Below are 23,402 nucleotides of genomic sequence, written 5' to 3' on the forward strand. Positions count from 1 at the left end.
ACCCCCCCCGTTTCACGGAATCCATGATGAAAATTACGAACGCACGCGTCATTGTTTGTTCGCCGGGCCGCAATTTCGTGACCCTGAAGATCGAGACCGACCAGGGCCTGACCGGCATCGGCGATGCCACCCTGAACGGGCGCGAGCTGGCCGTGGCGGCCTACCTGACCGAACACGTGGTGCCCTGCCTGATCGGCCGCGACGCGCACCAGATCGAGGACATCTGGCAATACCTGTACAAGGGCGCCTACTGGCGCCGGGGCCCGGTCACCATGACCGCCATCGCCGCGGTCGACACCGCGCTGTGGGACCTGAAGGCCAAGGCCGCCGGCCTGCCGCTGTACCAGCTGCTGGGCGGCAAGAGCCGCACCGGGGTGATGGTCTACGGCCACGCCAACGGCAGCGACATCGAGCACACCGTCGACGAGGTGCTGCGCTACGCCGACATGGGCTACCGCGCGATCCGCGCGCAGAGCGGCGTGCCGGGGCTGGACAAGGTCTACGGCGTGGGCCGCGGCAACCTGTTCTACGAACCCGCCGACGCCGATCTGCCCAGCGAGCACGACTGGTCCACCGAGAAGTACCTGCGACATGCGCCCAAGCTGTTCGAGCGCATCCGCGAAAAGCTCGGCTTCGAGCATCACCTGCTGCACGACGTGCACCACCGCCTGACGCCGATCGAGGCCGGCCGCCTGGGCAAGTCGCTGGAGCCGTACAACCTGTTCTGGATGGAGGACGCCACGCCGGCCGAGAACCAGGAGGCCTTCCGCCTGATCCGCCAGCACACCACCACGCCGCTGGCGGTGGGCGAGATCTTCAACTCGATCTGGGACTGCAAGGACCTGGTGCAGAACCAGCTGATCGACTACATCCGGACCACCGTGGTGCACGCCGGCGGCATCACCCACCTGCGCCGCATCGCCGACCTGGCCTCGCTGTACCAGGTGCGCACCGGCTGCCATGGCGCCACCGACCTGTCGCCGGTGTGCATGGGCGCGGCGCTGCATTTCGACCTGTGGGTGCCGAACTTCGGCATCCAGGAATACATGCGCCACACCGAGGAGACGGACGCGGTGTTCCCGCACGCCTACACCTTCTCGCAGGGCATGCTGTATCCGGGCGATGTGCCGGGTCACGGCGTGGACATCGACGAGAAGCTGGCCGCCAAGTATCCGTACAAGCGCGCTTACCTGCCGGTGAACCGGCTGCAGCAGGACGGCACGTTATGGAACTGGTAGCCCCGGCGGCCGTCCGGCTGCATCCGGCGCGCCTGCAGGCGCTGGCGCCCGGCGTGGCGCGGCCGGCCTACGACCGCGGCGCCCTGCGCGCCGGCATCGTGCACCTGGGGCTGGGCGCGTTCGCGCGCGGCCACCTGGCGGCGGTGAATGAGGCGGCCCTGCATGCCAGCGGCGACCCGCGCTGGGGCATCTGCGGCGTGTCGCTGCGGCAGGCCGATACCCGCGACGCGCTGGCGCCGCAGGACGGGCTGTACACGCTGGCGCTGCGCAGCGCCGACGCCGAGGGCCGGCCGCAAGCGCGGCTGGCCGTGATCGGCTGCCTGCTGGAAACGCTGGTGGCGCCCGAGGATCCGCAGGCGGTGCTGGCGCGCATCGCCAGTCCGTATACGCGCATCGTCAGCCTGACCGTGACCGAAAAAGGCTATTGCCACGATCCGGCCAGCGGCGCGCTGAACCTGGCGCACCCCGACATCGCGCACGATCTGGCGCAGCCCCTGGCGCCGCGCAGCACTATCGGCTTCCTGGTGTGGGGGTTGCAACGCCGGCGCGCGGCGGGCCTGGGACCGGTGACGCTGCTGTCGCTGGACAACCTGCCCGGCAACGGTCACCTGCTGCGCGGCCTGGTGCTGGCCTTCGCCTCGCAGGTGGACGCGAGGCTGGCGGAATGGATCGACCAGGCCTGCGCCTTTCCCTGCGCGATGGTGGACCGCATCGTGCCGCGCACCACCGATGAGGATCGCGCCGCGGTGGCGCAGGCGCTGGGCATGATGGACGCCTGGCCGGTGCAGGCCGAGCCATTCCTGGAATGGGTGGTGGAAGATCGCTTTGCCGCCGGCCGGCCGGACTGGGCCGCGGGCGGGGCGCGCTTCGCCACGGAGGCGGCGCCTTTCGAGACGCTCAAGCTGCGCATGGTGAACGGCGCGCATTCGGCGCTGGCCTACCTGTCGGTGATGGCGGGCTGGGCCACGGTGGACCAGGCCGTGGCGCAGCCGGCGTTGCGGCGCTATCTGGCCGACCTGATGCGCAACGAGATCGCGCCGACCCTGCCGGCCCTGCCGGGCCTGGACCTGGCGGCTTACCAGGAGCGGCTGCTGCAACGCTACGCCAATCCGGCGCTGCGGCACCAGACGCGGCAGATCGCCATGGACGGATCGCAGAAGATGCCGCAGCGCCTGCTGGGCACGGTGCGGGCGCGGCTGGCGGCGGACCGGCCGATCGCCGGGCTGGCGCTGGCGCTGGCCGGCTGGCTGCATTTCCTGCGCGGGGTGGATCAGGCAGGACGGCGTTATCCCATCGATGACCCGCTGGCCGAGACGCTGGCGCAGCGGCTGGCGCAGGCGGAGCAGGCGGCGCGCGAGGCGCCGCCGGGGCCGGCCGCCGCGCTGGCCTGGGCGCGCGAGATGACAGCCCTGGCCGCCGTGTTCGGCGACCTGGGCCGCGACGAGCGTTTCGTGCGCGAGGTGGCGCAGGCGGCGCAGTCGTTGCGCACGCTGGGCGTGGCCGGCGCGCTGGAGGCGACCCTGGCCGCGATGCGCGCGGGCCAGGACTGATACGCGGCCGCCGTCCGCGCCGAAAGGCGCATCAGGCTGGCGGCGGCGCCAGGCGGCCCAGCAACGGTTCCAGCGCCACGCCGACCGCGAGGATCTTGCGGTCCTCGCCCGGCAGGCCATCCACCTCCAATCCGATCGGCAGGCCGTCGTCCGACAGGCCGGCGGGCAGGCTCAGGCCGGGCAGGCCCGCGTTGCTGCCGGGGTCGACGTTGCGCGCCAGCCGCAGGAACGACTCCAGGCTGCTGGCCTCGGGCGCGGCGAGCGGCGGCGGCACCGGCACCGTGGGGAACAGCAGCCCGTGCAGCGCATGCTGCTCGAATGCGCGGCGGTAGACGTCGATGAGCGCCCCGCGATGGACCGCGATGGCGCTGTCGTACAGTGGCTGCAGCGGCAGCAGTTCGCCCGATGGCGTGGGTAGCACGCCCGGCACGACCAGGTCGTTGAAGATGGCCTTGACGTCGGGGCTGGAGATTCGCGCCACCAATTCCTCGAAGCTGACGCCGACCTCGTGGCGCGCCAGGTAGGCGGTGAGGTCTGGCTTCTGTTCGTACAGGCACAGCGGCATGCCGGTCGCGGCGTTACTGGCCTCCAGGCCGGGCATGTCCAACGGCAGCAGCGTCACGCCGGCCGCGCGCAGGCGCTCAAGTGCGGCCTGGGCGACGGCTTGCACCTGCGGGTCCAGGTCCTGCCAGAAATAGCCGGGCAGTCCCAGCCGCAGGCCGGCGGCGTCCAGCGCTGGCAACGGCCTGTCGTCGCCAGTCAGCACGGCATCCAGCAGCGCGATGTCGGCCATGCCGTTGGCGATGGGCCCGGGCGTGTCGCGGGTATGCGAAATCGGCGTAATGCCCGAACCGTCATAGCGGCCCACCGAAGGCCGAAAGCCCACGGCGCCATTGAGCGCGGCAGGCAGGCGAACGGAGGCGCCCGTGTCGGTGCCGAGCGCGGCCGGCACCAGGCGCGCGCCCACCGCCGCGCCGCTGCCCGAGGACGAGCCGCCGGCGATGCGTTCGGGGTCATAGGCGTTGCGCGTGCCCGCGCCGCGCGGGCCGGGATAGGCCGAGTTGTAGCCGGACACGCCGAACGCCAGTTCATGCATGTGGGTCTTGCCGACGATGATGGCTCCGGCTTCGCGCAGGCGCCGCACGATCGGGGCGTCCTCGGCCGGGATGAAGTCACGCAGGGCCGGGGTGCCGGCGGTGTTGGGCAGCCCCGCGACGTGGATGTTGTCCTTGATCGCCACGGGCACGCCTTCCAGCGGCCGGGCGGTGTGTCCCCCGGCGCGCGCGGCATCGGCGGCCCGCGCCTGCGCCAGCGCGCCGTCCGCGTCCACCGTGATGAAGGCATTGAGGTCCTGGCGGGCCGCGATGCGGTCCAGGCAGGCCCGGGTGAGGGCTTCGCTGGTGACCTGGCCATCGCGAAAAAGCGCCGCGGCTTCGGTCACGGTCGGGCAGCTCGGGGACGTCTGGGGGACGGGCATGGGGGGTGTCTCCTTCGTGTTGATGCGGTGTCGTCGGTTCGATGCCGTTCTGTACAGGGTCGACCGTAGCGCGGCCCGGGCCGTTCGTCGATATGCCGGTCCGACCCATGGTCGCCTGTCGGCGTAGCGGAGCGCCATCGCTGCGGACAGGCGTAAGATAGGCGGAGCTTATACACGTACAAGTGCCTCCCTTATCCTGGTATGAACACTTCCCCCCAAGCCGGCGCCGCCGGCCATGAAGGCTCCCGCCTGCGCCGCCAGGCGCTGGGCGAGTTCGTGCGCAGCGCCCGCTCGCGCATCACGCCGCAGATGGCCGGCCTGCCCGAAGGCATGCGGCGCCGCACGCCCGGGCTGAGGCGCGAAGAGGTGGCGCAGCTGTGCGGCATCAGCGTCACCTGGTACACCTGGATCGAGCAGGGGCGCGAGGTGTCGGTATCGCCGTCGGTCTGGTCGCGCATCGCGGGGGTGCTGCAACTGGCGCGGGCCGAGCGGGCCTATCTGTTCGACCTGGCCGACTGTGCCGACCCGCAGCATGCGCGCGATGACGCGCTGGGGGCGCCGGGTTCGCTGCGCGAGTGCGTGGACGCCATCACCGCGCCGGCCTACGTGCTGGACCGGGCCTGGAACGTGCTGGCCTGTAATGAACCGCTGCGCGAGCTATTCGACGATTGGCCGACCCGGGATCCGGAGCCGAATCTGCTGCGCTACATCTTCCTGGACCCGGCGGCGCGCGAACTGGTGGTGGACTGGGAGCAGCGCGCGCGGCGCGTGGTGGCCGAGTTCCGGGCCGACGCGGGCGCGCATCTGGACGAGCCGGCGGTGCTGGCGCTGATCGACGCCCTGAACCGGCAGAGTCCCGTGTTCGCGCATTGGTGGAACCGGCACGCCGTCGTCGAACGCGAAGGCGGCCTGCGCGAGTTCGCGCATCCGCGGCGGGGGCGGATGGCGTTCCAGCAGATCACGTTTCGCCTGGCGACGCATCTGGATCTGAAGCTGGTGATGTTGCTGGGGGATGCGTGACGAGTGGGTTCTTGAGGCGCGAGCGACGGGGCAGGCGGGGGATGGCGGGGCTACGATTGCGGTCCGGAGCGTTCGCTCCGGACTGCCCCGTGCTCAACCTTGTATGGTGTGGGTGCACCTTCCGCGGTGGGAGGGTGCTGGGGTAGGGACGTGCTCAACCATCAGCCGGTAGCACCCGGACTGCCACAACGAGAGCATCCCACCCCGCCTCACAGCGTCGATAAGGAATCTAGCGGCCTAGGACCGCCGATTGATCGCAAGGTAACGCCCGAGGCGAGGCTACCCCAGCGGACTAAACGTATCGCAGGGAGAGCCATCATGCAAATATCTGGCTGCTTTATTGGAGTCGATGTCGGTAAGTTCGAGCTGCAAGTGGCCGGCCACGAGGGCGCAATCGTGTCCGGGGTCCTGCCCAACAGCCGATCCGGCATCGTCGGTTGGCTCAAGCGCCTGCCGGCCGGCAGCGTGATCGCAATGGAGGCGACCGGGGGCTACCAGGAATTGTTGGCCCGCCTGGCGCACGAGCGCGCGTTCGTGGTGTATGTCTTGAACCCGACGCACGTGCACCACTACGCGATCTCGCTGGGCAACCGAGGCAAGACCGACCGGCTGGATGCCCAAGTCATTGCGCAGTACATCGCTCAGCGCCACGCCAAGCTGCACCGCTACGAGCCGATCTCGCCCGAGTTGCAACAGGTTCGGGCACTTCAGGCACTGAGGTCGACGGTGGTGCGGGTGGGCACGTCCTTGAGACTGTCGGCGCAGCGTCATGGCTGCGCCAGCAAGCATCAGAAGCAGGCCTTAGCTAGTCTGGGTTGCTGGGCCGAGCAGCTCGAACGCGAGTTGATCGCCAAGATCAAGGCTCAGAGCGAGTGGGCCAAGACCTACGGTCTGTTGACCGGCATCTGCGGCATCGGGCCGATCAACGGGGCCGCCCTGACGACCTTGTTCAACCGTATCCACTTCGCCAGCAGCGATGCGGCGGTGGCGTTCTGCGGGCTAGATCCGCGGCCCAACGAGTCTGGCCGCAAAGTTGGCCGGCGACGCTTGAGCAAACAGGGCGACAAGGCCGCCAGGACGTTGCTGTACAACGCGGCCAGTTCGGCAGCCCGCACGGATCACTTCAAGGATTACTACGCCATGCTCAGGGCCCGTGGGCTGGCCTCGACGGCAGCGCTGGTGGTGATTGCGCGCAAGTTGTTGCGTATTGCCTACGGGGTCTGGCGCACCGGGCAAGCCTTCGATCCGGGGAGGTTGAACCTGAAAAAAGCTTGATCCGGACCATAGAATCTCGTTGCCGCCTACGGCGGCTGCCTTCGGTTTCCGCCGGGCGCATCTACACGCCCCGCCATCCCCCGCCTGCCCCGCCACTCGCTCGCGTCGTGACTTAACGGCGGTTGTTGGGGCGGGCGGTGTGCTTGGCGTTCTTGTCAGCAATCTTCGGGGCGGAAAGGGTTTGCGGGGTCGCCAAAGGCGGCCGCGCGGGCGGCCTTCTTTGGCGTTTGGGTGTCTGGCGTCGGGGCGGTGACGCTGCGCGTGGGGGGCGGTCGGAGGGCGCTACTTGCTGTTGGCCTGCAGGTCGCCGGGGAGGCCGGCGTCGATCAGGCCCAGCAGGAGTTTCTTGACGGGGGCGGGCAGGGCGGTGTCGGGGAGTTCGGCCTGGGTGACCCAGCGTTCGGGTTGCGTGGGTTGGCGCAGCGAGGCGCTGCGCACGGGCACGTACCAGGGGCGGATGTGCAGGCGGTAGTGGGTGAAGGTGTGGGCGAAGGCGGCGAGTTCGAAGCGCTGTTCGGGGTCCAGGCCGAGGGCGCGGGAGGCGGCCAGGGGGTCGCCGGCGGCGTCGAATTCGGGCAGGCTCCAGAGGCCGCCCCAGATACCGGGTTCGGGGCGTTGCTGCAGCAGGAACGCGCCCTGGTGCTGCAGCACCAGCATCGCGGTCTCGCGTTCCGGAATCGCCTTGCGCGCCTTGGGCGTGGGCAGTTCGGCCTGGCGGCCTTCGCGCCGGGCAACACAGGTATCGGCGACCGGGCAGCGCTCGCAGGCCGGCTTGCCGCGCGTACAGAGGGTGGCGCCCAGGTCCATCAGGCCCTGCGTGTAGGCGGCCATGTCCAGGCCGGGCGCGGCCTCGACCTGGGCGTCGGCCAGGGCCCACAGGCGCTGCTCGATCTCGCGCCTGGCGGGGTCGCCGGCGATGCCGAAGTGACGGGTGAAGACGCGCTTGACGTTGCCGTCCAGGATGGGCGAGCGCTCGCCATAGGCGAAGGCGGCGATGGCGGCGGCGGTCGAGCGGCCGATGCCGGGCAGGGTGGCGATGGCTTCGGCGCTGGGCGGGAAGCGGCCGTTCCAGTCGCGCGCGATCTCCTGGGCGCAGCGGTGCAGGTTGCGGGCGCGGGCGTAGTAGCCCAGGCCGGCCCAGTAGGGCATCACATCTTCCTGGGCGGCGGCGGCCAGCGCGGCCACGTCGGGGAAGCGCTGCAGGAAGCGTTCGTAGTAGGGGATCACCGTGGCCACCTGCGTCTGCTGCAGCATGATCTCGGAGAGCCAGATGCGGTAGGGATCCCGGGTGTTTTGCCAGGGGAGATCGTGGCGGCCGTGCTGGCGTTGCCAGGCGACGATGCGAGGGGCGAAGTCCATGCCCACAATTATCGCATCGCCCTATTGCCGGGGGTGGGGCGAGCGGTTACAACCGTAGGACAGAGGCGCATCGAGCGCCCGGAATTCACCTCCCGCCGCTTGCCCGCATGCGCTTCAAGAGGGCGTGGTGCGTTGGCTGCCGCGGGCGTTCCACGACCCTCGGAGTAGACATGAATGCCCCCCTCACGCCCGCGCTGCGCGCGGCGCTCGAATCCGTCCAGCTGGACGACAAATACACCCTGGAAAGCGGCCGCGCCTGGATGAGCGGCATCCACGCCCTGGTGCGCCTGCCGATGATGCAGCGGCTGCGCGACCTGCGCGCGGGGCTGAACACGGCCGGGTTCGTGTCGGGCTACCGGGGCTCGCCGCTGGGCGGGGTCGACCAGAACATGTGGAAGGCGGCCAAGTACCTGAAGGCGCACCATGTCGAATTCCAGCCGGGCATCAACGAGGACCTGGCGGCCACCGCGGTGTGGGGCACCCAGCAGGTCAACCTGTTCCCGGGCGCCAAGTACGACGGCGTGTTCGGCATGTGGTACGGCAAGGGGCCGGGCGTGGACCGCTGCGGCGACGTGTTCAAGCACGCCAACGCCGCCGGCACCTCGCCGCACGGCGGCGTGCTGGTGGTGGCCGGCGACGACCATCCGGCCAAGTCGTCGACGCTGCCGCACCAGAGCGACCACATTCTCAAGGCCTGCATGATCCCGGCGCTGTTCCCCTCCAGCGTGCAGGAGGTGCTGGACTACGGCCTGCATGGCTGGGCCATGAGCCGCTATGCCGGCGTCTGGGTCGGCATGAAGTGCATCACCGACATCGTCGAGGTGTCGGCCTCGGTGGACGTGGATCCTTACCGCGTGCAGATCGTGCTGCCCGGGGATTTCCGCCTGCCGCCGGACGGCCTGAACATCCGCATCCCGGACACGCCCTTGCAGCAGGAGGCGCGGCTGTTGGACTACAAGCTGTACGCGGCGCTGGCCTACGCCCGCGCCAACAACCTGAACCGCGAGCTGTGGCAGGTGCCGGCGCGCGACGCGCGCTTCGGCATCATGACCTCGGGCAAGGCCTACCTGGATACGCGTCAGGCGCTGTCCGACCTGGGGCTGAGCGAGGCGGTGTGCCAGCGCATCGGCCTGCGGCTGTTCAAGGTCGGCATGGTGTGGCCGCTGGAGTCCACCGGCATGGCGCGCTTCGCCGATGGCCTGGACGAGATCCTGGTGGTCGAGGAAAAGCGCCAGGTGCTCGAATACCAGTTGAAGGAGGAACTGTTCAGCTGGATCGGCAGCGGCAAGAAGATCCCGCGCGTGGTCGGCAAGTTCGACGACAAGGATGGCGGCGAATGGGCGGTGCCGCAGGGCAACTGGCTGCTGCCGGCGCATTACGAGTTCTCGCCGGCGATGGTGGCCAAGGCCATTGCCGCGCGCCTGCTGCGCTTCGAATTGCCGGCCGACGTGCGCGCCGGCATCGAGGCGCGCCTGGCCTTCATCGCCGATCGCGAACAGGCGCTGGCGCGCCCGCGCGTGGTGGAAGACCGCAAGCCGTGGTTCTGTTCGGGCTGTCCGCACAATACCTCGACGCGGGTGCCGGAAGGCTCGCGCGGCATGGCCGGCATCGGCTGCCACTACATGGTGACCTGGATGGGCCGCAACACGCAGGTGTACACGCAGATGGGCGGAGAGGGCGTGCCGTGGCTGGGGCAGGCGCCGTTCACCGAGGAAAAGCACGTGTTCGCCAACCTCGGCGACGGCACCTACTTCCATTCGGGCCTGCTGGCGATCCGCGCGGCGGTGGCGGCCAAGGCGCCGATCACCTACAAGATCCTGTTCAACGACGCGGTGGCCATGACCGGCGGGCAGCCGGTGGACGGCCCCATCAGCGTGCCGATGATCAGCCGCCAGGTGGCGGCCGAGGGCATCGACAAGATCGTGGTGGTGACCGACGAGCCGGAGAAATACCAGGGCATGGCCGGCATGGCGCCGGGCGTGCCGGTGAAACATCGCGACGAGCTGGACGCGGTGATGCGCGAGTTGCGCGAGCACCCCGGCGTGTCGGTGCTGATCTATGACCAGACCTGTGCCACCGAGAAGCGCCGCCGCCGCAAGCGCGGCGCCTATCCCGACCCGGCGCGGCGCGTGGTCATCAACGAGCGCGTGTGCGAAGGCTGCGGCGACTGTTCGCAGAAATCGCACTGCCTGTCGGTGGAACCGCTGGAGACCGAGTTCGGCCGCAAGCGCGCCATCAACCAGTCCAGTTGCAACAAGGACTTCTCCTGTCTGAAGGGCTTCTGCCCCAGCTTCGTCACGGTGGAAGGCGGCAAGCTGCGCAAGCCGCGCGCGCTGGCGCCGGAAGGCGCGGTCGACGACGACGTGCCGCAACCGGCGTTGCCGGCGCTGGCGCAGGCCTATGGCGTATTCATCGCCGGCGTGGGCGGCACCGGCGTGGTCACCATCGGCCAGTTGCTGGGCATGGCCGCGCACCTGGAAGGCAAGGGCTGTTCGGTGCTGGACATGGCCGGCCTGGCGCAGAAGGGCGGCGCGGTGTATTCGCACGTGGTGCTGGCGCAGACGCCGGATCACCTGATGAACACGCGCGTGGCGATGGGCGAGGCCGACCTGATGCTGGCCGGCGACCTGGTGGTGGCGACCAGCGCCGACGCCATGGCGCGGCTGCGTCCGGGCCGCTCGCGCGCGCTGCTCAACAGCGACACCGCGCCCACCGCCGCGTTCGTCACCAATCCCGACTGGACGCTGCCGGGCGCCAACCTGACGGCCGACCTGCAGGCCGCCTGCGGCAAGGACAACCTGCACACGGTGGATGCGTCGGCGCTGGCGGTGGGGCTGCTGGGCGACGCCATCTATTCCAATCCCCTGATGATGGGCTACGCCTACCAGAAGGGCTGGCTGCCGCTGTCGCGCGAGTCGTTGCTGCGCGCCATCGAACTGAACGGCCAGCAGGTGCCCAACAACCTGGCGGCGTTCGCCTGGGGCCGCCGCGCGGCCCATGACCTGGCCGGCGTGACGCGCCTGCTGGCAAGCGGCGGCGCTCCTGCGCATCCGGAGGGCATCATCGAGATTCGCCGGCCGCGCGTGGTCCAACCGGTGGTGGAACTGAAGAAACCGGCCGGCGAGCTGGCGCGCGTCGTCGAAACGCGCCGCGCGTTCCTGACGCAGTACCAGGACGCGGCTTACGCCAGGCAGTACACCGACCTGGTGGACAAAGTGGCGCACGCCGAGCACGAGGCCACCGGCACCCAGCGCCTGGCGCTGGCGGTGGCGCGCTACTACTTCAAGCTGCTGGCCTACAAGGACGAGTACGAGGTGGCGCGGCTCTATACGGACGGGGAGTTCCTCAAGCGCATCGGCGAGCAGTTCGAGGGCGACTGGAAGCTGCGCTTCCATCTGGCGCCGCCGCTGTTCGCGCGCCGCGGCGCGGACGGCCATCTGGTCAAGAAAGCCTATGGCCCCGGTATGCTGCGGGTGTTCCGCCTGCTGGCGCGCATGAAGCGCCTGCGCGGCACGCGCTTCGATCCGTTCGGCTACACGCGCGAGCGCCGCGCCGAGCGCGAGCTGGCGCGCGAGTATCGCGAGACGCTGAGCGCGATCCTGTCCAAGCTCAATCGCGGCAACCTGGATCGGGCGGTCGCCCTGGCCAGCGTGCCGGAGGAGATCCGCGGCTATGGCCATGTGAAAGAGGCGGCGATGGAGAAGGCCGCGGCGCGGCGCGAGGCCCTGCTCAAGGATTTCACCGCCAGCGTGGTGTCGATCGGCGGCGCGCGGGCGGCCTAACGGGGCGGGACGGCGCGGCGCATGACGGCCGGTCGGGCCCGCCGCGCGGGTGCCGGGCGCATGCGCGCCGGTGCCTCGCGCGGGCTTCACGCGGGATAGTGGGCGTCGTCCAGCAGCATGTCCTCGAAGAACGCGCCATAGCGGCCCTGCGGATCGCGCAGGTGGATTTCCAGGATCCAGCGCATCTCCGACGGGCTGATGGCCAGGTCGGCGAGCGAGCCGATGTGGATCGCCGCGTGCGGGAAGTCGGACACGCGGTGGCCGGGCAGGTCGAAGTTCAGTTCCCAGCCCATGGCGCGCGCCTGGCGGTCGGCGTAGGCGTACAGCGCCTGGCCGCTCAGCCGCTGGCGCAGCCAGACGCCGCGCACATCATGGAACAGCGCCTCGGCGTCGCGGGCGCAGCGCGCCTGGCCGGGGTCGTCGCCCACCACATAGCTCTTGCCGCCGTCGCCTTCCCAGGCGTCCAGGCGCGGCGCGATGTCGAGGAAGAAGATGTCGTGTTCGCCCAGCACCGCGCCGGGCGTGGAGGCCTGGCGCATGGCCTTCATGGTGTTGGCGCCGAAGCGCACCCGCGTGGGATGCCAGCTGAGCGCCATTCCGGCGTCGATCAAGGTCTGTTTGGCGAGGGCGACGGCGTCTTCCTCGATCATGCCGGGGCGGATGCGGGCGGCGATGTCCTCGATGGCCTGGCGCGTCTTGTTGCGGGCCAGCAGCATGCCGTCGACCGAGAAAGCCGGGCCGACGCGTTCGCTGGGATCGGAATGAGGGGTTTGCATGGGGCGGTTTCCTTGCGTGGCAAGCCCGGAAAGGGCGGTACGGAAAGTCTGGGCGCGCCCGCGGTCACGGACCAGCGGCGGATGGGGCGGATTGCGGCCAGGGTGGCGCGCGCGGCGGCCAACCCGGGCGGTGGCGGCGGATGGCGGCCGCGCTGGCGCGGATTGCGGCCAAGGCAAGGACAGCGCGGTGAACACCGCTGTCGTTGCGCTAAGGTAGCGTGTGTTGGCGGCGCGCCGTCGCCATGCCTGCGCCGCGCGGCCGCGCGGCGCAGGCTTCCCGGTTATCCGATCCCATGAAATCCGTCGCCATTCTCGTTTTTCCCGGCGTGCAGTCGCTGGACGTCAGCGGGCCGCTGGACGTGTTCGCCGAGGCCAACCGCTTCCTGTTGCCCGCCAGCCAGTACCGGATGGAACTGATCGGCCTGACGCGTGGCGCGGTGCCCTGCTCCAACGGCATGCTGCTGGTCCCGCAGCGTCACTACGCGGAGGTCGACGAGGCGCCCGACCTGCTGCTGGTCGCGGGCGGGCCGGACCTGCCGGCGGCGCGCGAACCGGACGAAGGCCTGGCCTGGCTGCGCGCGGCCTTTGCGCGCGCCGACCGTTACGGCGCGATCTGCAACGGTATCTTCCTGTTGGCTCGGGCAGGCCTGCCTGCCGGCGCCATCGTGACCACGCACTGGAACGATGCGCAGGCGCTGGCGGCGCGCTATCCGGAGCTGCGGGTCGAGCCCGACCGGCTCTACGTGCGGGATGGCCGGCTGCACACCTCGGCGGGCGTGACCGCCGGCATCGACCTGGCGCTGTCCCTGGTGGCGCAGGACCACGGGCCCGACGTGGCGCTGAACGTGGCCAAGCGGCTGGTGGTGTTCATGCAGCGCGCCGGCGGCCAGTCGCAGTTCAGCCCCTTCCTCACGCCGTTCGTCGAAGAGACCTCGGCGGTGGCGCAGGTGCAGCAGCATGTGTTGGGCCATCTGGCCGACGACCTGGGCGTGGCGGCGCTGGCGGCGGTGGCCAACATGAGCCGCCGCAATTTCGCGCGGGTGTTCCTGCGCGATGCCGGCGTCACGCCGGCGGAGTTCGTCGAGAGCGCGCGGCTGGATGCGGCCCGCGCGCGGCTGGAGCGCGAGTCGGCGCCCCTCAAAACCGTGGCCTTTCATTGCGGCTTTCGCGATGCCCGCCACCTGCGCGAGGTGTTCCAGCGGCGGCTGGGCGTGTCACCCAGCCAATACCGCGCCAGCTTCGGCCGCCCGGGCGGCGCGGGCTGAGGCGGCGCGGCCTCAGCCGCCGGCGGTTTCCGGCTTGCGGCGGCGGGTGACGCCGGTGTCGAACCGTTCCACGCCGGGACGCGCGGCGGGACGATCGAAACGCTCCACGCCCGGGCGCGCCGCGGGCCGCGCGAAGCGTTCGACGCGCGGCGGGCTGTGGGTCTTGGCCTGCACGCTCTCGGCGGCGGCCTGTTCGCGCTTGGCGATGATTTCTTCGGCGCGCTGATGGTGCGGCGCCATCTTGCGCACCATCACGCGGCCGTCGCGCGGGAAATAGTTGATGCGGCGCGCATGCACGTCGCCCAGGTCCTGCGCCTTGACCGGAATGCCTTCGGTGCGCAGGTAGTTCAGCACGAACTGGCCGTTGCGCTCGCCGATGTTCATCTGCTGCATGGCCGACAGCACCGCGCCGCCGCCGAACACCTTGGCTTCGAGGCGGTCGCGTACCGCGCCGGCCTTGAGCAGTTCGTTGATCAGCACTTCCATGGCGAAGGCGCCGTAGCGCATGGTGGCCGAGGCCGGCGACTGCATGTCGCCTTCAGGCAGCATGAAATGGTTCATGCCGCCGACCCCGGTGACGGGGTCGTGGATGCAGGCGGCCACACACGACCCCAGCACGGTCGAGATCATGATGTCTTCGTCGGTGACGTAGTACTCGTTGGGGAGTACTTTCACCGCCTGGGACTGGAACGCGCTATCGAAATAATGGCGCGTCGCGCGGGCTTCAAGACGGGCGACCATGGGGCGTAATCAAGGGCAGGAACAACGATTGGGACACGAAGGCGGCGCTCGGTGGAACGATAAACGTTTCAAAATATGTAGAAAAATGTCGCTTTATTCTTGCACATCTGGCCTGTAATGGGGGGAAAACCTGTGTAACCGCAACTTTGTTATGTCCCTGAAAAATATGGCCGTTTGCCCGCGGGTCCGGCGTTTCGGCGCCATTCCTGGCGCGGCCCCCGGGGAGCGCAGGGCGGCCCGTGACACGGGACAGACGCCATGCGCACACTGGCCAGAGAAGGCCGCGGCGAGCAGGTGCTGCCATCGTACCCACGGCGGGCGCGGCCGTTCCCCGGATCACGGGGACGAAGGGGGGCTATACGTGGCTTTAGGCAGGCCGGCCTTCAGGAAAATCGGACGAAGACCGGTGCCCTTTTCAGAATCGCGTGCTGCGCGTGACGGACCAGCGCGCCGACAGCGCGCCCAGGGCGGCCGAGGCGACGATGGCCGCCAGCAGCACCGGCGCGCCGGGCAGATGCAGGGCGAATTCCGCCCCGTAGCTGCGCGCAAGGCCGAGCAGGGCGTTGTTCAGCGGCGACAGCGCCACCGCCGCCACGCCGATGGCCAGCAGCGAGGCCAGCGCGCCGGACAGCGCGCCCAGGTACAGGAAGGGCCGCCGCACGAACGACTCGGTGGCGCCCACCAGGCGCGCCACGGCGATTTCCTCGCGTTGCGACAGGGCCTGCATGCGCACCGTGTTGAACACCGTGGCCAGCACCACCACCGCCACGCAGGCGGCCAGGAAGCCCAGGCCGATGCGGGCGAAGCGCAGGATGGCTTCGAGCCGTTGGACCCAGGCGCTGTCCAGCTGCACCAGGTCGACCTGGTCCCATTGTTTCCAGGCCTGCGCCAGCCTGTCGGCGCGGCCGGCCAGGTCTTCGCCGTCTGCCAGCGTCACCACCACCGCGTCGGGCAGCGGATTGCCGGGCAGCACGGCCAGCGCCTGTTGCCAGGCAGGATTGGCGCGCAGGTCGGCCAGGGCGTCGTCGCGGCCGACCACGCGCACCGCGCGCACGTCGCTGGCGTATTCGCCCTGGATGCGCCTGGCGATGTCGGCGGCGGCGCCGGCGGGCGCATCGACCCGCATGAAGACGGTGACCTCGGGGGTGACGGACATCTGCCGCGCCACCGGCTGGACCGACACCAGGATGGCGCTGCCCAACAGCGGCAGGGCCAGCGCCAGCGCCATCACCAGCAGGTTGGCGAGCGACGAGAACGGCTGCTTGACCAGCCGGCGCAGGGTGACCATGAGGGCATAGCGATGCTGCCGCAGCCAGGCGTTCATGCCGGTTCTCCCGCGATGCCGTGGCCGGCGTCGGCCGGGGGCGTGGCGGCGCCGTGCGAGTCGGCGAACCGGCCCGGGTCGATGCGCAGGGTGCGGGTGGCGTAGCGCGCCATGAGTTCCTGGTCGTGCGAGGCGATCAGCGTGGTGACGCCGACGCGGTTGAAGTCGCGGAACACGTTCATGATGCGCTGCGCGTTGTCGTGGTCGAGGTTGGCGGTGGGTTCGTCGGCGATCAGGATGGCGGGCCGGTTGACGATGGCGCGCGCGATCGCCAGGCGCTGCTGTTCGCCGCCCGACAATTCGATGGGATTGAGGTCTTCCTTGCCCGACAGGCCGACCTTATCCAGCGCCGCGCGGGCGCGCGCGGCGGCCGAATTCCAGGGATGGCCGGTGACCGCCAGCGGCAGCATCACGTTTTCAAAGGCGCTGCGATCGAACAGCAGGTGCGTGTCCTGCAGGATCACGCCGACGGCGCGGCGCAGGTAGGGCCGGGCGCGGGCGGGCAGCTTGTCGAGCCGCTGGCCGTTGACCTGGATCGAACCGCGGCTGGCGGGCTCGAGGCCGCCGATCAGCTTGAGCAGGGTGGACTTGCCGGCGCCGGACGGCCCCGACACGAAAACGAACTCTCCCGCGCTCACGCGGAAGTTGATGTCGGCCAGGATATTGCGGCCGCGACCATACGATTTGAAGACGTGCTGGAATTCGATCATGGCGGCTGTCGGATGAAGCCGCAATAGTAACTCGGGGACAGTAAGCTGGCCTAAAACGGCGTGGCGCCGGCGGCGGAAAAAGTGTTCCGATGTGACGGAAATGACTCGGACGAAGTGACCGCCCGGACACGTTTATAGGGCAGGAATAGTGTCCCCGTTTTTAGCTCAAAACCCTGTTTGATTTCATCCAGTGTCCCTATATTTCAAGGGAATTCCCGGATGCGGAGGCCGCTTTGCGGACGCTACCATCCGCCCCATGCGTAAAGCCCAACCCGGCCTTGCGTTCGGCTTCGCAACACCCCTACGGAGATCAAGATGAAAGTACTGAAACTCGCTGCCATTGGCACCGCCCTGTTCGCTGCGTCCGCGGCTGCCAATGCGGGTGCGACCTTCGATAACGTCAAGAAAAAAGGGTTTGTCCAATGCGGCGTTTCGACCGGCATTCCGGGATTCTCGATCGCGGACAGCAAGGGTGAATACAAGGGCCTGGACGTTGATCTGTGCCGCGCCGTCGCCGCCACCATGTTCGGCGACGCCAGCAAGTTCAAGGTCACGCCGCTGAACACGCAGCAGCGCTTCACCGCCCTGCAATCGGGCGAGGTGGACGTGCTGACCCGCAATACCACCGTCACGCTGACGCGCGACACCACCCTGGGCCTGATCGGCGTGGGCGTGAACTACTACGACAGCCAGGGCGTCATGGTCTCCAAGGACCTGAACGTCAAGAGCGCCAAGGAACTGAACGGCGCCACCATCTGCGTGCAGCCGGGCACCACCACCGAGCTGAACCTGGCCGACTGGTTCCGTGGCCAGAAGATCGAATTCAAGCCCGTCGTGATCGACAAGTACGACGAAATCATCCGCGCCTTCTCGGCCGGCCGTTGCGATGCCTTCACGACCGACAAGTCGCAGCTGGCCTCGACCCGCACCACGCTGGAGAATCCGGACAAGTACATCATCCTGCCGGAAGACTTCTCCAAGGAGCCGCTGGGCCCCATGGTGCGCCAGGGCGACGAGCAGTGGTTCAACGTGGTGCGTTGGTCGCTGAACGCGATGCTGGAAGCCGAGGAATACGGCATCACGTCCAAGAACGTCGATGAAATGACCAAGAGCACCAACCCCAACATCCAGCGCATCCTGGGCGTGACCCCGGGCATGGGCAAGAACCTGGGCGTGGACGACAAGTGGGGCTATAACATCATCAAGCAGGTCGGCAACTACGGCGAAAGCTTCGAAGCCACGCTCGGCAAGAGCAGCGCGATGAAGCTGGACCGCGGCCTGAACGCCAGCTACAAGCAAGGTGGCTTGATGTACGGCTGGCCGGTGCGCTAACACACGGCTGCCCGGCATGGCGCGCGACGCGTGCCATGCCTAGCCCGCCTTCGAGCGGGCGGCAGGAGTGGACGGCGCGGGCCGCAAGGCCCCCGCTGCCCGGTGTCCGACTTCTGTAGATTCATTCATGACGACTTCAAATAATGATGCCCCCAAGCGGGCCCAAAATGCGGGCCCGCTACCCCCCGAGGGGGATGTCTCTCGCCTTGGGGCGGCCCGGCGGCGAGAGAACGCCCCGATTTCGGCACCCCCCCGGCGTCTGAACTGGAACGATCCCGGCGTGCGCGCCGTGGTCTATCAAGTGATCGCACTGGCCGCCGTCGCCCTGGCGGTGTGGTTCCTGGTTTCAAACACGCTTCACAACCTGTCCGTGCGCAACATCGCCACGGGCTTCGGTTTCCTGCAACGCGAGGCCGGCTTCGCCATCGGCGAAACGCCCATCGCCTATACCCCCGCCGACACGTATGGCCGCGCCATCTGGGTGGGCCTGCTCAACACGCTGCGCGTGGCCGTGCTCGGCATCGTGCTGGCGACTATCCTCGGCACGCTGATCGGCGTCGGCCGGCTGTCCAAGAACTGGCTCGTCGCCAAAATCACCTCGGTCTACGTCGAAGTGATGCGCAACGTGCCGCTGCTGCTGCAGCTGTTCTTCTGGTATGCGCTGATCACCGAGAACATGCCCGGCCCGCGCCAGGCGCACAACCCGCTGCCGGGCGTGTTCATCTCCAACCGGGGCCTGAAGGTGCCGGCGCTGGAGGGCAACTCGCTCGACTGGATGCTGGCCGGCCTGGGCCTGGCCATCGTCGCCATCCTGTTCCTGGGCCACTGGGGCAAGAAGCGCCAGGAAGCCACCGGCCACGTGTTCCCGCTGGGCCGCGCCGCCATCGGCCTGCTGATCGGCTTGCCGATCGTCGGTTGGCTGGTCAGCGGCGCTTCGCTGACGCTGGACATGCCGGAACTGAAGGGCTTCAACTTCAGCGGCGGCCTGACGCTGTCGCCGGAGTTCGCCGCGCTGCTGGCGGGCCTGGTGATCTACACCTCGGCCTTCATCGCCGAAGTGGTGCGCTCGGGCATCCAGGCGGTCAACAATGGCCAATGGGAAGCCGCCGGGGCCCTGGGCCTGCGCCGCAAGCAGGTGCTGCGCCTGGTGGTGCTGCCGCAGGCGCTGCGCGTGATCATCCCGCCGATGACCAGCCAGTTCCTCAACCTCACCAAGAACAGCTCGCTGGCCGTGGCCATCGGTTACCCGGACATCGTGTCGGTGGTCAACACCACGCTGAACCAGACCGGGCAGGCCATCGAGGGCATTCTCATCATCATGGGCGCGTACCTCACGGTCAGCCTGTCGATCTCGATCTTCATGAACTGGTACAACAAGCGCATTGCGCTGGTGGAGCGTTGATATGAGCAGCACTACGCATACCCCCAGCGAAGGGCTGCCGCCGCCCAAGACCCATGTCGGCGCGTGGGCGTGGCTGCGCTCGCGCCTGTTTTCCTCGCCGCTGAACATCCTGATCACGGTGCTGCTGGCTTGGTTCCTGCTGATGTCGGTGCCGGCGCTGGTCGAGTGGGCCTTCATCAAGGCCAACTTCACCGCCGCCAACGCGCAGGAATGCCGCGCCTCGGTGGGCGGGGCCTGCTGGGCCTTCATCATCGAGAAGCACAGGCTGATCCTGTTCGGCACCTATCCGTACGACGAGCAATGGCGGCCGCTGATCGCGACCATCATCCTGGTCGCGGTGATCGTGTGCAGCGGCATCCGCCGTTTCTGGAACTGGAAGCTCGCCATCATCTGGACCGTCGGCCTGACCGCCGTGGCGATCCTGATGTGGGGCGGCGTGCTGGGCCTGACCTACGTCGAGAACGCGCGCTGGGGCGGCCTGCCGCTGACGTTGATCCTGTCGACGTTCGGCATCGCCTTCGCCTTCCCGATCGGCGTGCTGCTGGCCCTGGGCCGGCGCTCGAAGATGCCGGCCATCAAGGCGCTGTGCGTCGTGTACATCGAGCTGATCCGCGGCGTGCCGCTGATCAGCCTGCTGTTCATGTCGTCGGTGATGCTGCCGCTGTTCCTGCCGGAAGGGTTCTCCATCGACAAGCTGCTGCGCGCGCAGATCGCGATCATCATGTTCGCGGCCGCGTACATCGCCGAAACGGTGCGCGGCGGCCTGCAGGCGATCCCCAAGGGCCAGTACGAAGGCGCCGACTCGCTCGGCCTGAACTACTGGCAGCAGATGCGCAAGATCATCCTGCCGCAGGCGCTCAAGATCGTGATTCCGCCGCTGGTCAGCATCTTCATCGCGCTGTTCAAGGACACCTCGCTGGTGGTGATCATCGGCATCTTCGACCTGACGCTGGCGGCCAAGGCGGCCCTGTCCGACGCGGCATGGCGCGGATTCGGGGTGGAGGCGTATCTGTTCATCTCGCTGATCTACTTCGTCTTCTGCTTCTCCATGTCCAAATACAGCCAGGCGCTGGAAAAACGCCTGGCCACGGGCCACGCACGCTAGAACCTTGCCGCGGGTCCGCCACCGGCGGACCCGCAATGCGATATTTACGGGAGTACAGGCATGTCTGATGCCATCATTCGACTGCAGGACGTGAACAAGTGGTACGGCCAGTTCCACGTGCTGCGCAACATCAACCTGGACGTGGCGCCGGGTGAGCGCATCGTGGTGTGCGGGCCGTCGGGCTCGGGCAAGTCCACCATGATCCGCTGCATCAACCGGCTCGAAGAGCACCAGAAAGGCCACATCATCGTGGACGGCACGGAGCTCACCAACGACCTCAAGCACATCGAGACCATCCGCAAGGACGTCGGCATGGTGTTCCAGCACTTCAACCTGTTCCCGCACCTGACGGTGCTGGAGAACCTGACGCTGGGCCCGATGTGGGTCTTGAAGAAGCCGCGCGCCGAAGCCGAGGCCACGGCCATGAAATACCTGGAGCGCGTGCGCATCCCGGACCAGGCCAAGAAATTCCCCGGCCAGCTCTCGGGCGGCCAGCAGCAGCGCGTGGCCATCGCCCGTTCGCTGTGCATGAGCCCCAAGATCATGCTGTTCGATGAGCCGACCTCGGCGCTGGACCCGGAAATGGTCAAGGAAGTGCTGGACGTGATGGTCAACCTGGCCCAGGAGAGCGGCATGACGATGCTGTGCGTGACCCATGAAATGGGCTTCGCGCGCAAGGTCGCCAACCGCGTCATCTTCATGGACCGCGGCGAGATCATCGAACAGAACAGCCCGGACGAGTTCTTCGACAATCCGCAGAACGAGCGCACCAAGCTGTTCCTGAGCCAGATCCTGCATTGAGGCCGGGCGGGCTCCGGCCCGCCGCGCCCGGATCCGAAGCCGCCTTCCCTGGAAGGCGGCTTTTCTTTGGGCGCCGGCCGTTGGCGAGGCGGCGCGAAAGGGAAGGCGCCGAGCACGCCGGGGTGGCCGGCGCACGTTGTTTCCAGTCGGCCGGGGCGCGCCGTTCACGGGAAAAGCGCTCGGTTCTCCTGGTATCCCTTTGTTACGCCGTTCACCCCGCTGCGGTATGCTACCGACCGCCATCGATGCAATGAGAGGAGCAAACCAGATGAAACAGACCCCCCGCGGCGCCATGCGCCGCGTCCTGCTGGGCGGCGCCGCGGCCCTGGCCGCCACGCTGACCCTGGGCGCGCCCGCGCTGGCCCAGACCACCGATTTCCCCACCAAGCCGCTGCGCTTCGTGGTGCCTTACCCGCCCGGCGGCCCGCTCGACACCATGGCCCGCATGCTGGCCGAGAAGGTGCGCGGCTCGCTCGGCCAACCCGTCGTGGTGGAAAACCGCTCGGGCGCCGGCGGCAACATTGGCGCCGACCTGGTGGCCAAGGCCCCGGCCGACGGCTACACGCTGGTGATGGGCGCCGTCGCGACCCACGCCATCAACCCCTGGCTGTTCGCCAACCTGCCCTATGACCCGGTGAAGGATTTCGCCCCGGTCACCATCGTGGCGTCGGTGCCGAACGTGCTGGTGATGAACGTCGAATTTGCCGCCAAGAACAAGATCGAGAAGCTGTCGGACCTGATCGAGTACGCCAAGAAGAATCCGGGCAAGCTGAACTACGGTTCGGGCGGCAACGGCAGCGCTGGCCACCTGTCGGGCGAGCTGCTCAAGGCGCGCGCCGGCATCAACGTCGAGCACATTCCCTACCAGGGCGCGGCCCCGGCGCAATTGGCGCTGCTGTCGGGCCAGTCGGACTTCATGTTCGACAACCTGGCGGCCTCGGCGCCGCTGATCAAGGACGGCAAGGTCAAGGCGCTGGCCGTGACCACCGCCAAGCGTTCGTCGCTGCTGGCCGACGTGCCGACGGTGGAAGAGTCGGGCATCAAGGGCTTCGACCTGGGCACCTGGTTCGGCGTCTTCACGACCGGCGGCACGCCGGCGCCGGTGGTGGCCAAGCTGAACAAGGCCTACTCGGAAGCGATGCAGCAGCCCGACGTCAAGCAGCGCCTGCTGACGATGGGTTCGGAAGCGCCTCCCATGACGCCCGAAGCCTTCGCCGAGTTCGTCAAGAACGAAAAGGCCAAGTACCAGGAGATCGTGAAGATCTCCGGCGCCAGCCTGAACTGAGACGGGCGTGCCTGGCGCGTCCCGTCGGGCACGCGCCAGGCCTGACGCCGCCCCTGTCCGTCGGGCGGCGCATCCCCCTGCGTATCTTTTGGGCGGCGCGATGGCGGCATCCGCGCTTCAGTCGCGCGGTTCGATCATTCGCGCGGCGCGGTCAGCAGGCCGTCCACCAGCCGCGCCAGCAGCTTGCGGTCGGTTTCCAGGTCGGTGCAGCCGTACTGGTCGGCCTCGCGGTTGACCCAGGCGTCATGCGCGCGCCATTGGTCGCCCGCGGCGTCCAGCCGCAGCGCGTAGATCCAGATGCCGGTCCAGCTGCGATGAAAGCGCAGCACGCTATCGTCGAAATAGATGAACCACTTGTCTTCCATTTCCCGCGGGATGCGGCCCTGCCGCAGGCGGGCGTACTGGCCGGCCGTGTAGGTGGCCTCAAAGGGCAGCGCGGCGCGCTTCTTCGGCGCGGGCAGGTGTTTCCAGGATGCGGCTTGGGCGTCGGGCATGGCAACCGGTTTGATTTATGCTGGCGGGATGCGCGCACGTTTGGAAGTCCGCGGGCGCGACCTCCCGCATACTAAGGCCAGATCATGCATTTGTCCCCCGCCATACCCATCCTGCGCATCTTTTCGGTCGACAAGGCGCGCGAGTTCTACCTGGATTTCCTCGGCTTCGAGTGGGACTGGGAACACCGCTTCGAACCGGGCCTGCCGCTGTACGCGCAGGTGCATCGCGGCGAGCTGGTGCTGCACCTGAGCGAGCACTACGGCGATGCCACGCCGGGCGCGGCCATCTTCGTGCGCGCCACCGGCGTCGACGATTACCAGGCCGAGCTGATCGGCAAGCAATACGGCTACGCGCGGCCCGGCGTCGAGGACGCGCCCTGGGGCCGGCTGCTGAAGGTGACCGACCCGTTCGGCAACCGCCTGACCTTCTGCGAATCGAGCGACTGAGCCCGTCAACCCCGCGGCC

General features: G+C 68.6%; 19 protein-coding genes. 12 read left to right on the forward strand and 7 right to left on the reverse strand.

Annotated features, from left to right (window positions below):
• The first annotated feature begins 26 nt into the window (after positions 1–26).
• Positions 27–1,238, forward strand: a complete 1,212-nt coding sequence (manD, locus tag AC6CR5_RS22765) for a D-mannonate dehydratase ManD (protein ID WP_006386881.1) — start codon at positions 27–29, stop codon at positions 1,236–1,238.
• A complete protein-coding gene (locus AC6CR5_RS22770) occupies positions 1,226–2,788 on the forward strand; it encodes a mannitol dehydrogenase family protein (RefSeq protein ID WP_498084979.1) in 1,563 nt (520 codons plus the stop codon). The genes manD and AC6CR5_RS22770 overlap by 13 nt, the downstream gene beginning before the upstream one ends.
• Positions 2,789–2,819: 31 nt before the next feature.
• On the opposite strand, the gene iaaH is transcribed toward AC6CR5_RS22770, so the two are convergent.
• A complete protein-coding gene (gene iaaH / locus AC6CR5_RS22775) occupies positions 2,820–4,265 on the reverse strand; it encodes an indoleacetamide hydrolase (RefSeq protein WP_498084980.1) in 1,446 nt (481 codons plus the stop codon).
• Between the two features lie 201 nt (positions 4,266–4,466).
• Here iaaH and AC6CR5_RS22780 point away from each other — a divergent pair, with 201 nt between their 5' ends.
• Together AC6CR5_RS22780 and AC6CR5_RS22785 are read left to right on the forward strand one after the other, a co-directional pair.
• The gene (locus AC6CR5_RS22780; protein ID WP_020925358.1) at positions 4,467–5,285 is read left to right on the forward strand and encodes a helix-turn-helix transcriptional regulator; all 819 of its coding nucleotides are present in this window, start codon (positions 4,467–4,469) and stop codon (positions 5,283–5,285) included.
• 318 nt (positions 5,286–5,603) lie between these two features.
• Positions 5,604–6,560 carry an IS110 family RNA-guided transposase gene (locus tag AC6CR5_RS22785; RefSeq protein ID WP_049055769.1) on the forward strand — a complete coding sequence of 319 codons (957 nt, stop codon included), beginning with the start codon at positions 5,604–5,606 and terminating at the stop codon, positions 6,558–6,560.
• Between the two features lie 282 nt (positions 6,561–6,842).
• Here AC6CR5_RS22785 and mutY read toward each other — a convergent pair whose 3' ends face one another.
• Complete coding sequence (gene mutY, locus AC6CR5_RS22790) at positions 6,843–7,919, reverse strand: A/G-specific adenine glycosylase (protein ID WP_498084981.1); 1,077 nt, start codon at positions 7,917–7,919, stop codon at positions 6,843–6,845.
• 170 nt (positions 7,920–8,089) lie between these two features.
• On the opposite strand from mutY, the gene AC6CR5_RS22795 reads away from it, so the two are divergent.
• On the forward strand, positions 8,090–11,701 hold the full coding sequence (locus AC6CR5_RS22795; protein WP_498084982.1) for an indolepyruvate ferredoxin oxidoreductase family protein: 3,612 nt from the start codon (positions 8,090–8,092) through the stop codon (positions 11,699–11,701).
• A gap of 86 nt (positions 11,702–11,787) precedes the next feature.
• Here AC6CR5_RS22795 and AC6CR5_RS22800 read toward each other — a convergent pair whose 3' ends face one another.
• Positions 11,788–12,477, reverse strand: coding sequence for a M24 family metallopeptidase (locus tag AC6CR5_RS22800; RefSeq protein WP_498084983.1), 690 nt, complete (start codon positions 12,475–12,477; stop codon positions 11,788–11,790).
• Between the two features lie 293 nt (positions 12,478–12,770).
• On the opposite strand from AC6CR5_RS22800, the gene AC6CR5_RS22805 reads away from it, so the two are divergent.
• The gene (locus tag AC6CR5_RS22805; RefSeq protein WP_498084984.1) at positions 12,771–13,742 is read left to right on the forward strand and encodes a GlxA family transcriptional regulator; all 972 of its coding nucleotides are present in this window, start codon (positions 12,771–12,773) and stop codon (positions 13,740–13,742) included.
• 12 nt (positions 13,743–13,754) lie between these two features.
• Here AC6CR5_RS22805 and cheD read toward each other — a convergent pair whose 3' ends face one another.
• The 3 genes from cheD to AC6CR5_RS22820 form a co-directional block, all read right to left on the reverse strand.
• Positions 13,755–14,483 (reverse strand): chemoreceptor glutamine deamidase CheD, encoded by a 729-nt coding sequence (cheD, locus tag AC6CR5_RS22810; RefSeq protein ID WP_498084985.1) that lies wholly within the window; start codon positions 14,481–14,483, stop codon positions 13,755–13,757.
• A 415-nt stretch (positions 14,484–14,898) separates the two neighbouring features.
• Positions 14,899–15,807, reverse strand: coding sequence for a cell division protein FtsX (locus AC6CR5_RS22815; protein ID WP_020925351.1), 909 nt, complete (start codon positions 15,805–15,807; stop codon positions 14,899–14,901).
• Positions 15,804–16,517 (reverse strand): cell division ATP-binding protein FtsE, encoded by a 714-nt coding sequence (locus AC6CR5_RS22820; protein ID WP_006386903.1) that lies wholly within the window; start codon positions 16,515–16,517, stop codon positions 15,804–15,806. Before AC6CR5_RS22820 ends, AC6CR5_RS22815 begins: the two co-directional genes overlap by 4 nt.
• Before the next feature lie 315 nt (positions 16,518–16,832).
• On the opposite strand from AC6CR5_RS22820, the gene AC6CR5_RS22825 reads away from it, so the two are divergent.
• The 5 genes from AC6CR5_RS22825 to AC6CR5_RS22845 all read left to right on the forward strand — a co-directional run bounded on the left by AC6CR5_RS22825 (position 16,833) and on the right by AC6CR5_RS22845 (position 22,442).
• Positions 16,833–17,849 carry an amino acid ABC transporter substrate-binding protein gene (locus AC6CR5_RS22825; protein ID WP_110059857.1) on the forward strand — a complete coding sequence of 339 codons (1,017 nt, stop codon included), beginning with the start codon at positions 16,833–16,835 and terminating at the stop codon, positions 17,847–17,849.
• Between the two features lie 238 nt (positions 17,850–18,087).
• Positions 18,088–19,251, forward strand: a complete 1,164-nt coding sequence (locus AC6CR5_RS22830) for an amino acid ABC transporter permease (RefSeq protein ID WP_026383613.1) — start codon at positions 18,088–18,090, stop codon at positions 19,249–19,251.
• A gap of 1 nt (position 19,252) precedes the next feature.
• Positions 19,253–20,356 (forward strand): amino acid ABC transporter permease, encoded by a 1,104-nt coding sequence (locus AC6CR5_RS22835; protein ID WP_006386909.1) that lies wholly within the window; start codon positions 19,253–19,255, stop codon positions 20,354–20,356.
• A 60-nt stretch (positions 20,357–20,416) separates the two neighbouring features.
• Positions 20,417–21,157, forward strand: coding sequence for an amino acid ABC transporter ATP-binding protein (locus AC6CR5_RS22840; protein WP_006386910.1), 741 nt, complete (start codon positions 20,417–20,419; stop codon positions 21,155–21,157).
• A gap of 268 nt (positions 21,158–21,425) precedes the next feature.
• Entirely contained in the window at positions 21,426–22,442 is a 1,017-nt protein-coding gene (locus AC6CR5_RS22845; protein WP_006386911.1) for a Bug family tripartite tricarboxylate transporter substrate binding protein, read from the forward strand.
• 134 nt (positions 22,443–22,576) lie between these two features.
• On the opposite strand, the gene AC6CR5_RS22850 is transcribed toward AC6CR5_RS22845, so the two are convergent.
• Complete coding sequence (locus AC6CR5_RS22850) at positions 22,577–22,936, reverse strand: hypothetical protein (RefSeq protein WP_047993009.1); 360 nt, start codon at positions 22,934–22,936, stop codon at positions 22,577–22,579.
• Positions 22,937–23,020: 84 nt separating this feature from the next.
• Here AC6CR5_RS22850 and AC6CR5_RS22855 point away from each other — a divergent pair, with 84 nt between their 5' ends.
• A complete protein-coding gene (locus AC6CR5_RS22855; RefSeq protein WP_006386913.1) occupies positions 23,021–23,383 on the forward strand; it encodes a glyoxalase superfamily protein in 363 nt (120 codons plus the stop codon).
• Positions 23,384–23,402: the final 19 nt, after the last annotated feature.

It is taken from the genome of Achromobacter sp. EG18 (assembly GCF_059759395.1).

Excerpts from the sequence above, each read along its gene's own strand:
- AC6CR5_RS22785 (WP_049055769.1), top strand. The coding sequence starts at position 5,604 with ATGCAAATATCTGGCTGCTTTATTGGAGTCGATGTCGGTAAGTTCGAG.
- cheD (WP_498084985.1), bottom strand. The coding sequence starts at position 14,483 with ATGGTCGCCCGTCTTGAAGCCCGCGCGACGCGCCATTATTTCGATAGC.
- AC6CR5_RS22800 (WP_498084983.1), bottom strand. The coding sequence starts at position 12,477 with ATGCAAACCCCTCATTCCGATCCCAGCGAACGCGTCGGCCCGGCTTTC.
- AC6CR5_RS22855 (WP_006386913.1), top strand. The coding sequence starts at position 23,021 with ATGCATTTGTCCCCCGCCATACCCATCCTGCGCATCTTTTCGGTCGAC.
- AC6CR5_RS22825 (WP_110059857.1), top strand. The coding sequence starts at position 16,833 with ATGAAAGTACTGAAACTCGCTGCCATTGGCACCGCCCTGTTCGCTGCG.
- AC6CR5_RS22850 (WP_047993009.1), bottom strand. The coding sequence starts at position 22,936 with ATGCCCGACGCCCAAGCCGCATCCTGGAAACACCTGCCCGCGCCGAAG.
- AC6CR5_RS22820 (WP_006386903.1), bottom strand. The coding sequence starts at position 16,517 with ATGATCGAATTCCAGCACGTCTTCAAATCGTATGGTCGCGGCCGCAAT.
- AC6CR5_RS22795 (WP_498084982.1), top strand. The coding sequence starts at position 8,090 with ATGAATGCCCCCCTCACGCCCGCGCTGCGCGCGGCGCTCGAATCCGTC.
- mutY (WP_498084981.1), bottom strand. The coding sequence starts at position 7,919 with ATGGACTTCGCCCCTCGCATCGTCGCCTGGCAACGCCAGCACGGCCGC.
- AC6CR5_RS22845 (WP_006386911.1), top strand. The coding sequence starts at position 21,426 with ATGAAACAGACCCCCCGCGGCGCCATGCGCCGCGTCCTGCTGGGCGGC.
- AC6CR5_RS22835 (WP_006386909.1), top strand. The coding sequence starts at position 19,253 with ATGAGCAGCACTACGCATACCCCCAGCGAAGGGCTGCCGCCGCCCAAG.
- AC6CR5_RS22840 (WP_006386910.1), top strand. The coding sequence starts at position 20,417 with ATGTCTGATGCCATCATTCGACTGCAGGACGTGAACAAGTGGTACGGC.
- manD (WP_006386881.1), top strand. The coding sequence starts at position 27 with ATGAAAATTACGAACGCACGCGTCATTGTTTGTTCGCCGGGCCGCAAT.
- AC6CR5_RS22770 (WP_498084979.1), top strand. The coding sequence starts at position 1,226 with ATGGAACTGGTAGCCCCGGCGGCCGTCCGGCTGCATCCGGCGCGCCTG.
- AC6CR5_RS22815 (WP_020925351.1), bottom strand. The coding sequence starts at position 15,807 with ATGAACGCCTGGCTGCGGCAGCATCGCTATGCCCTCATGGTCACCCTG.
- AC6CR5_RS22805 (WP_498084984.1), top strand. The coding sequence starts at position 12,771 with ATGAAATCCGTCGCCATTCTCGTTTTTCCCGGCGTGCAGTCGCTGGAC.
- AC6CR5_RS22780 (WP_020925358.1), top strand. The coding sequence starts at position 4,467 with ATGAACACTTCCCCCCAAGCCGGCGCCGCCGGCCATGAAGGCTCCCGC.
- iaaH (WP_498084980.1), bottom strand. The coding sequence starts at position 4,265 with ATGCCCGTCCCCCAGACGTCCCCGAGCTGCCCGACCGTGACCGAAGCC.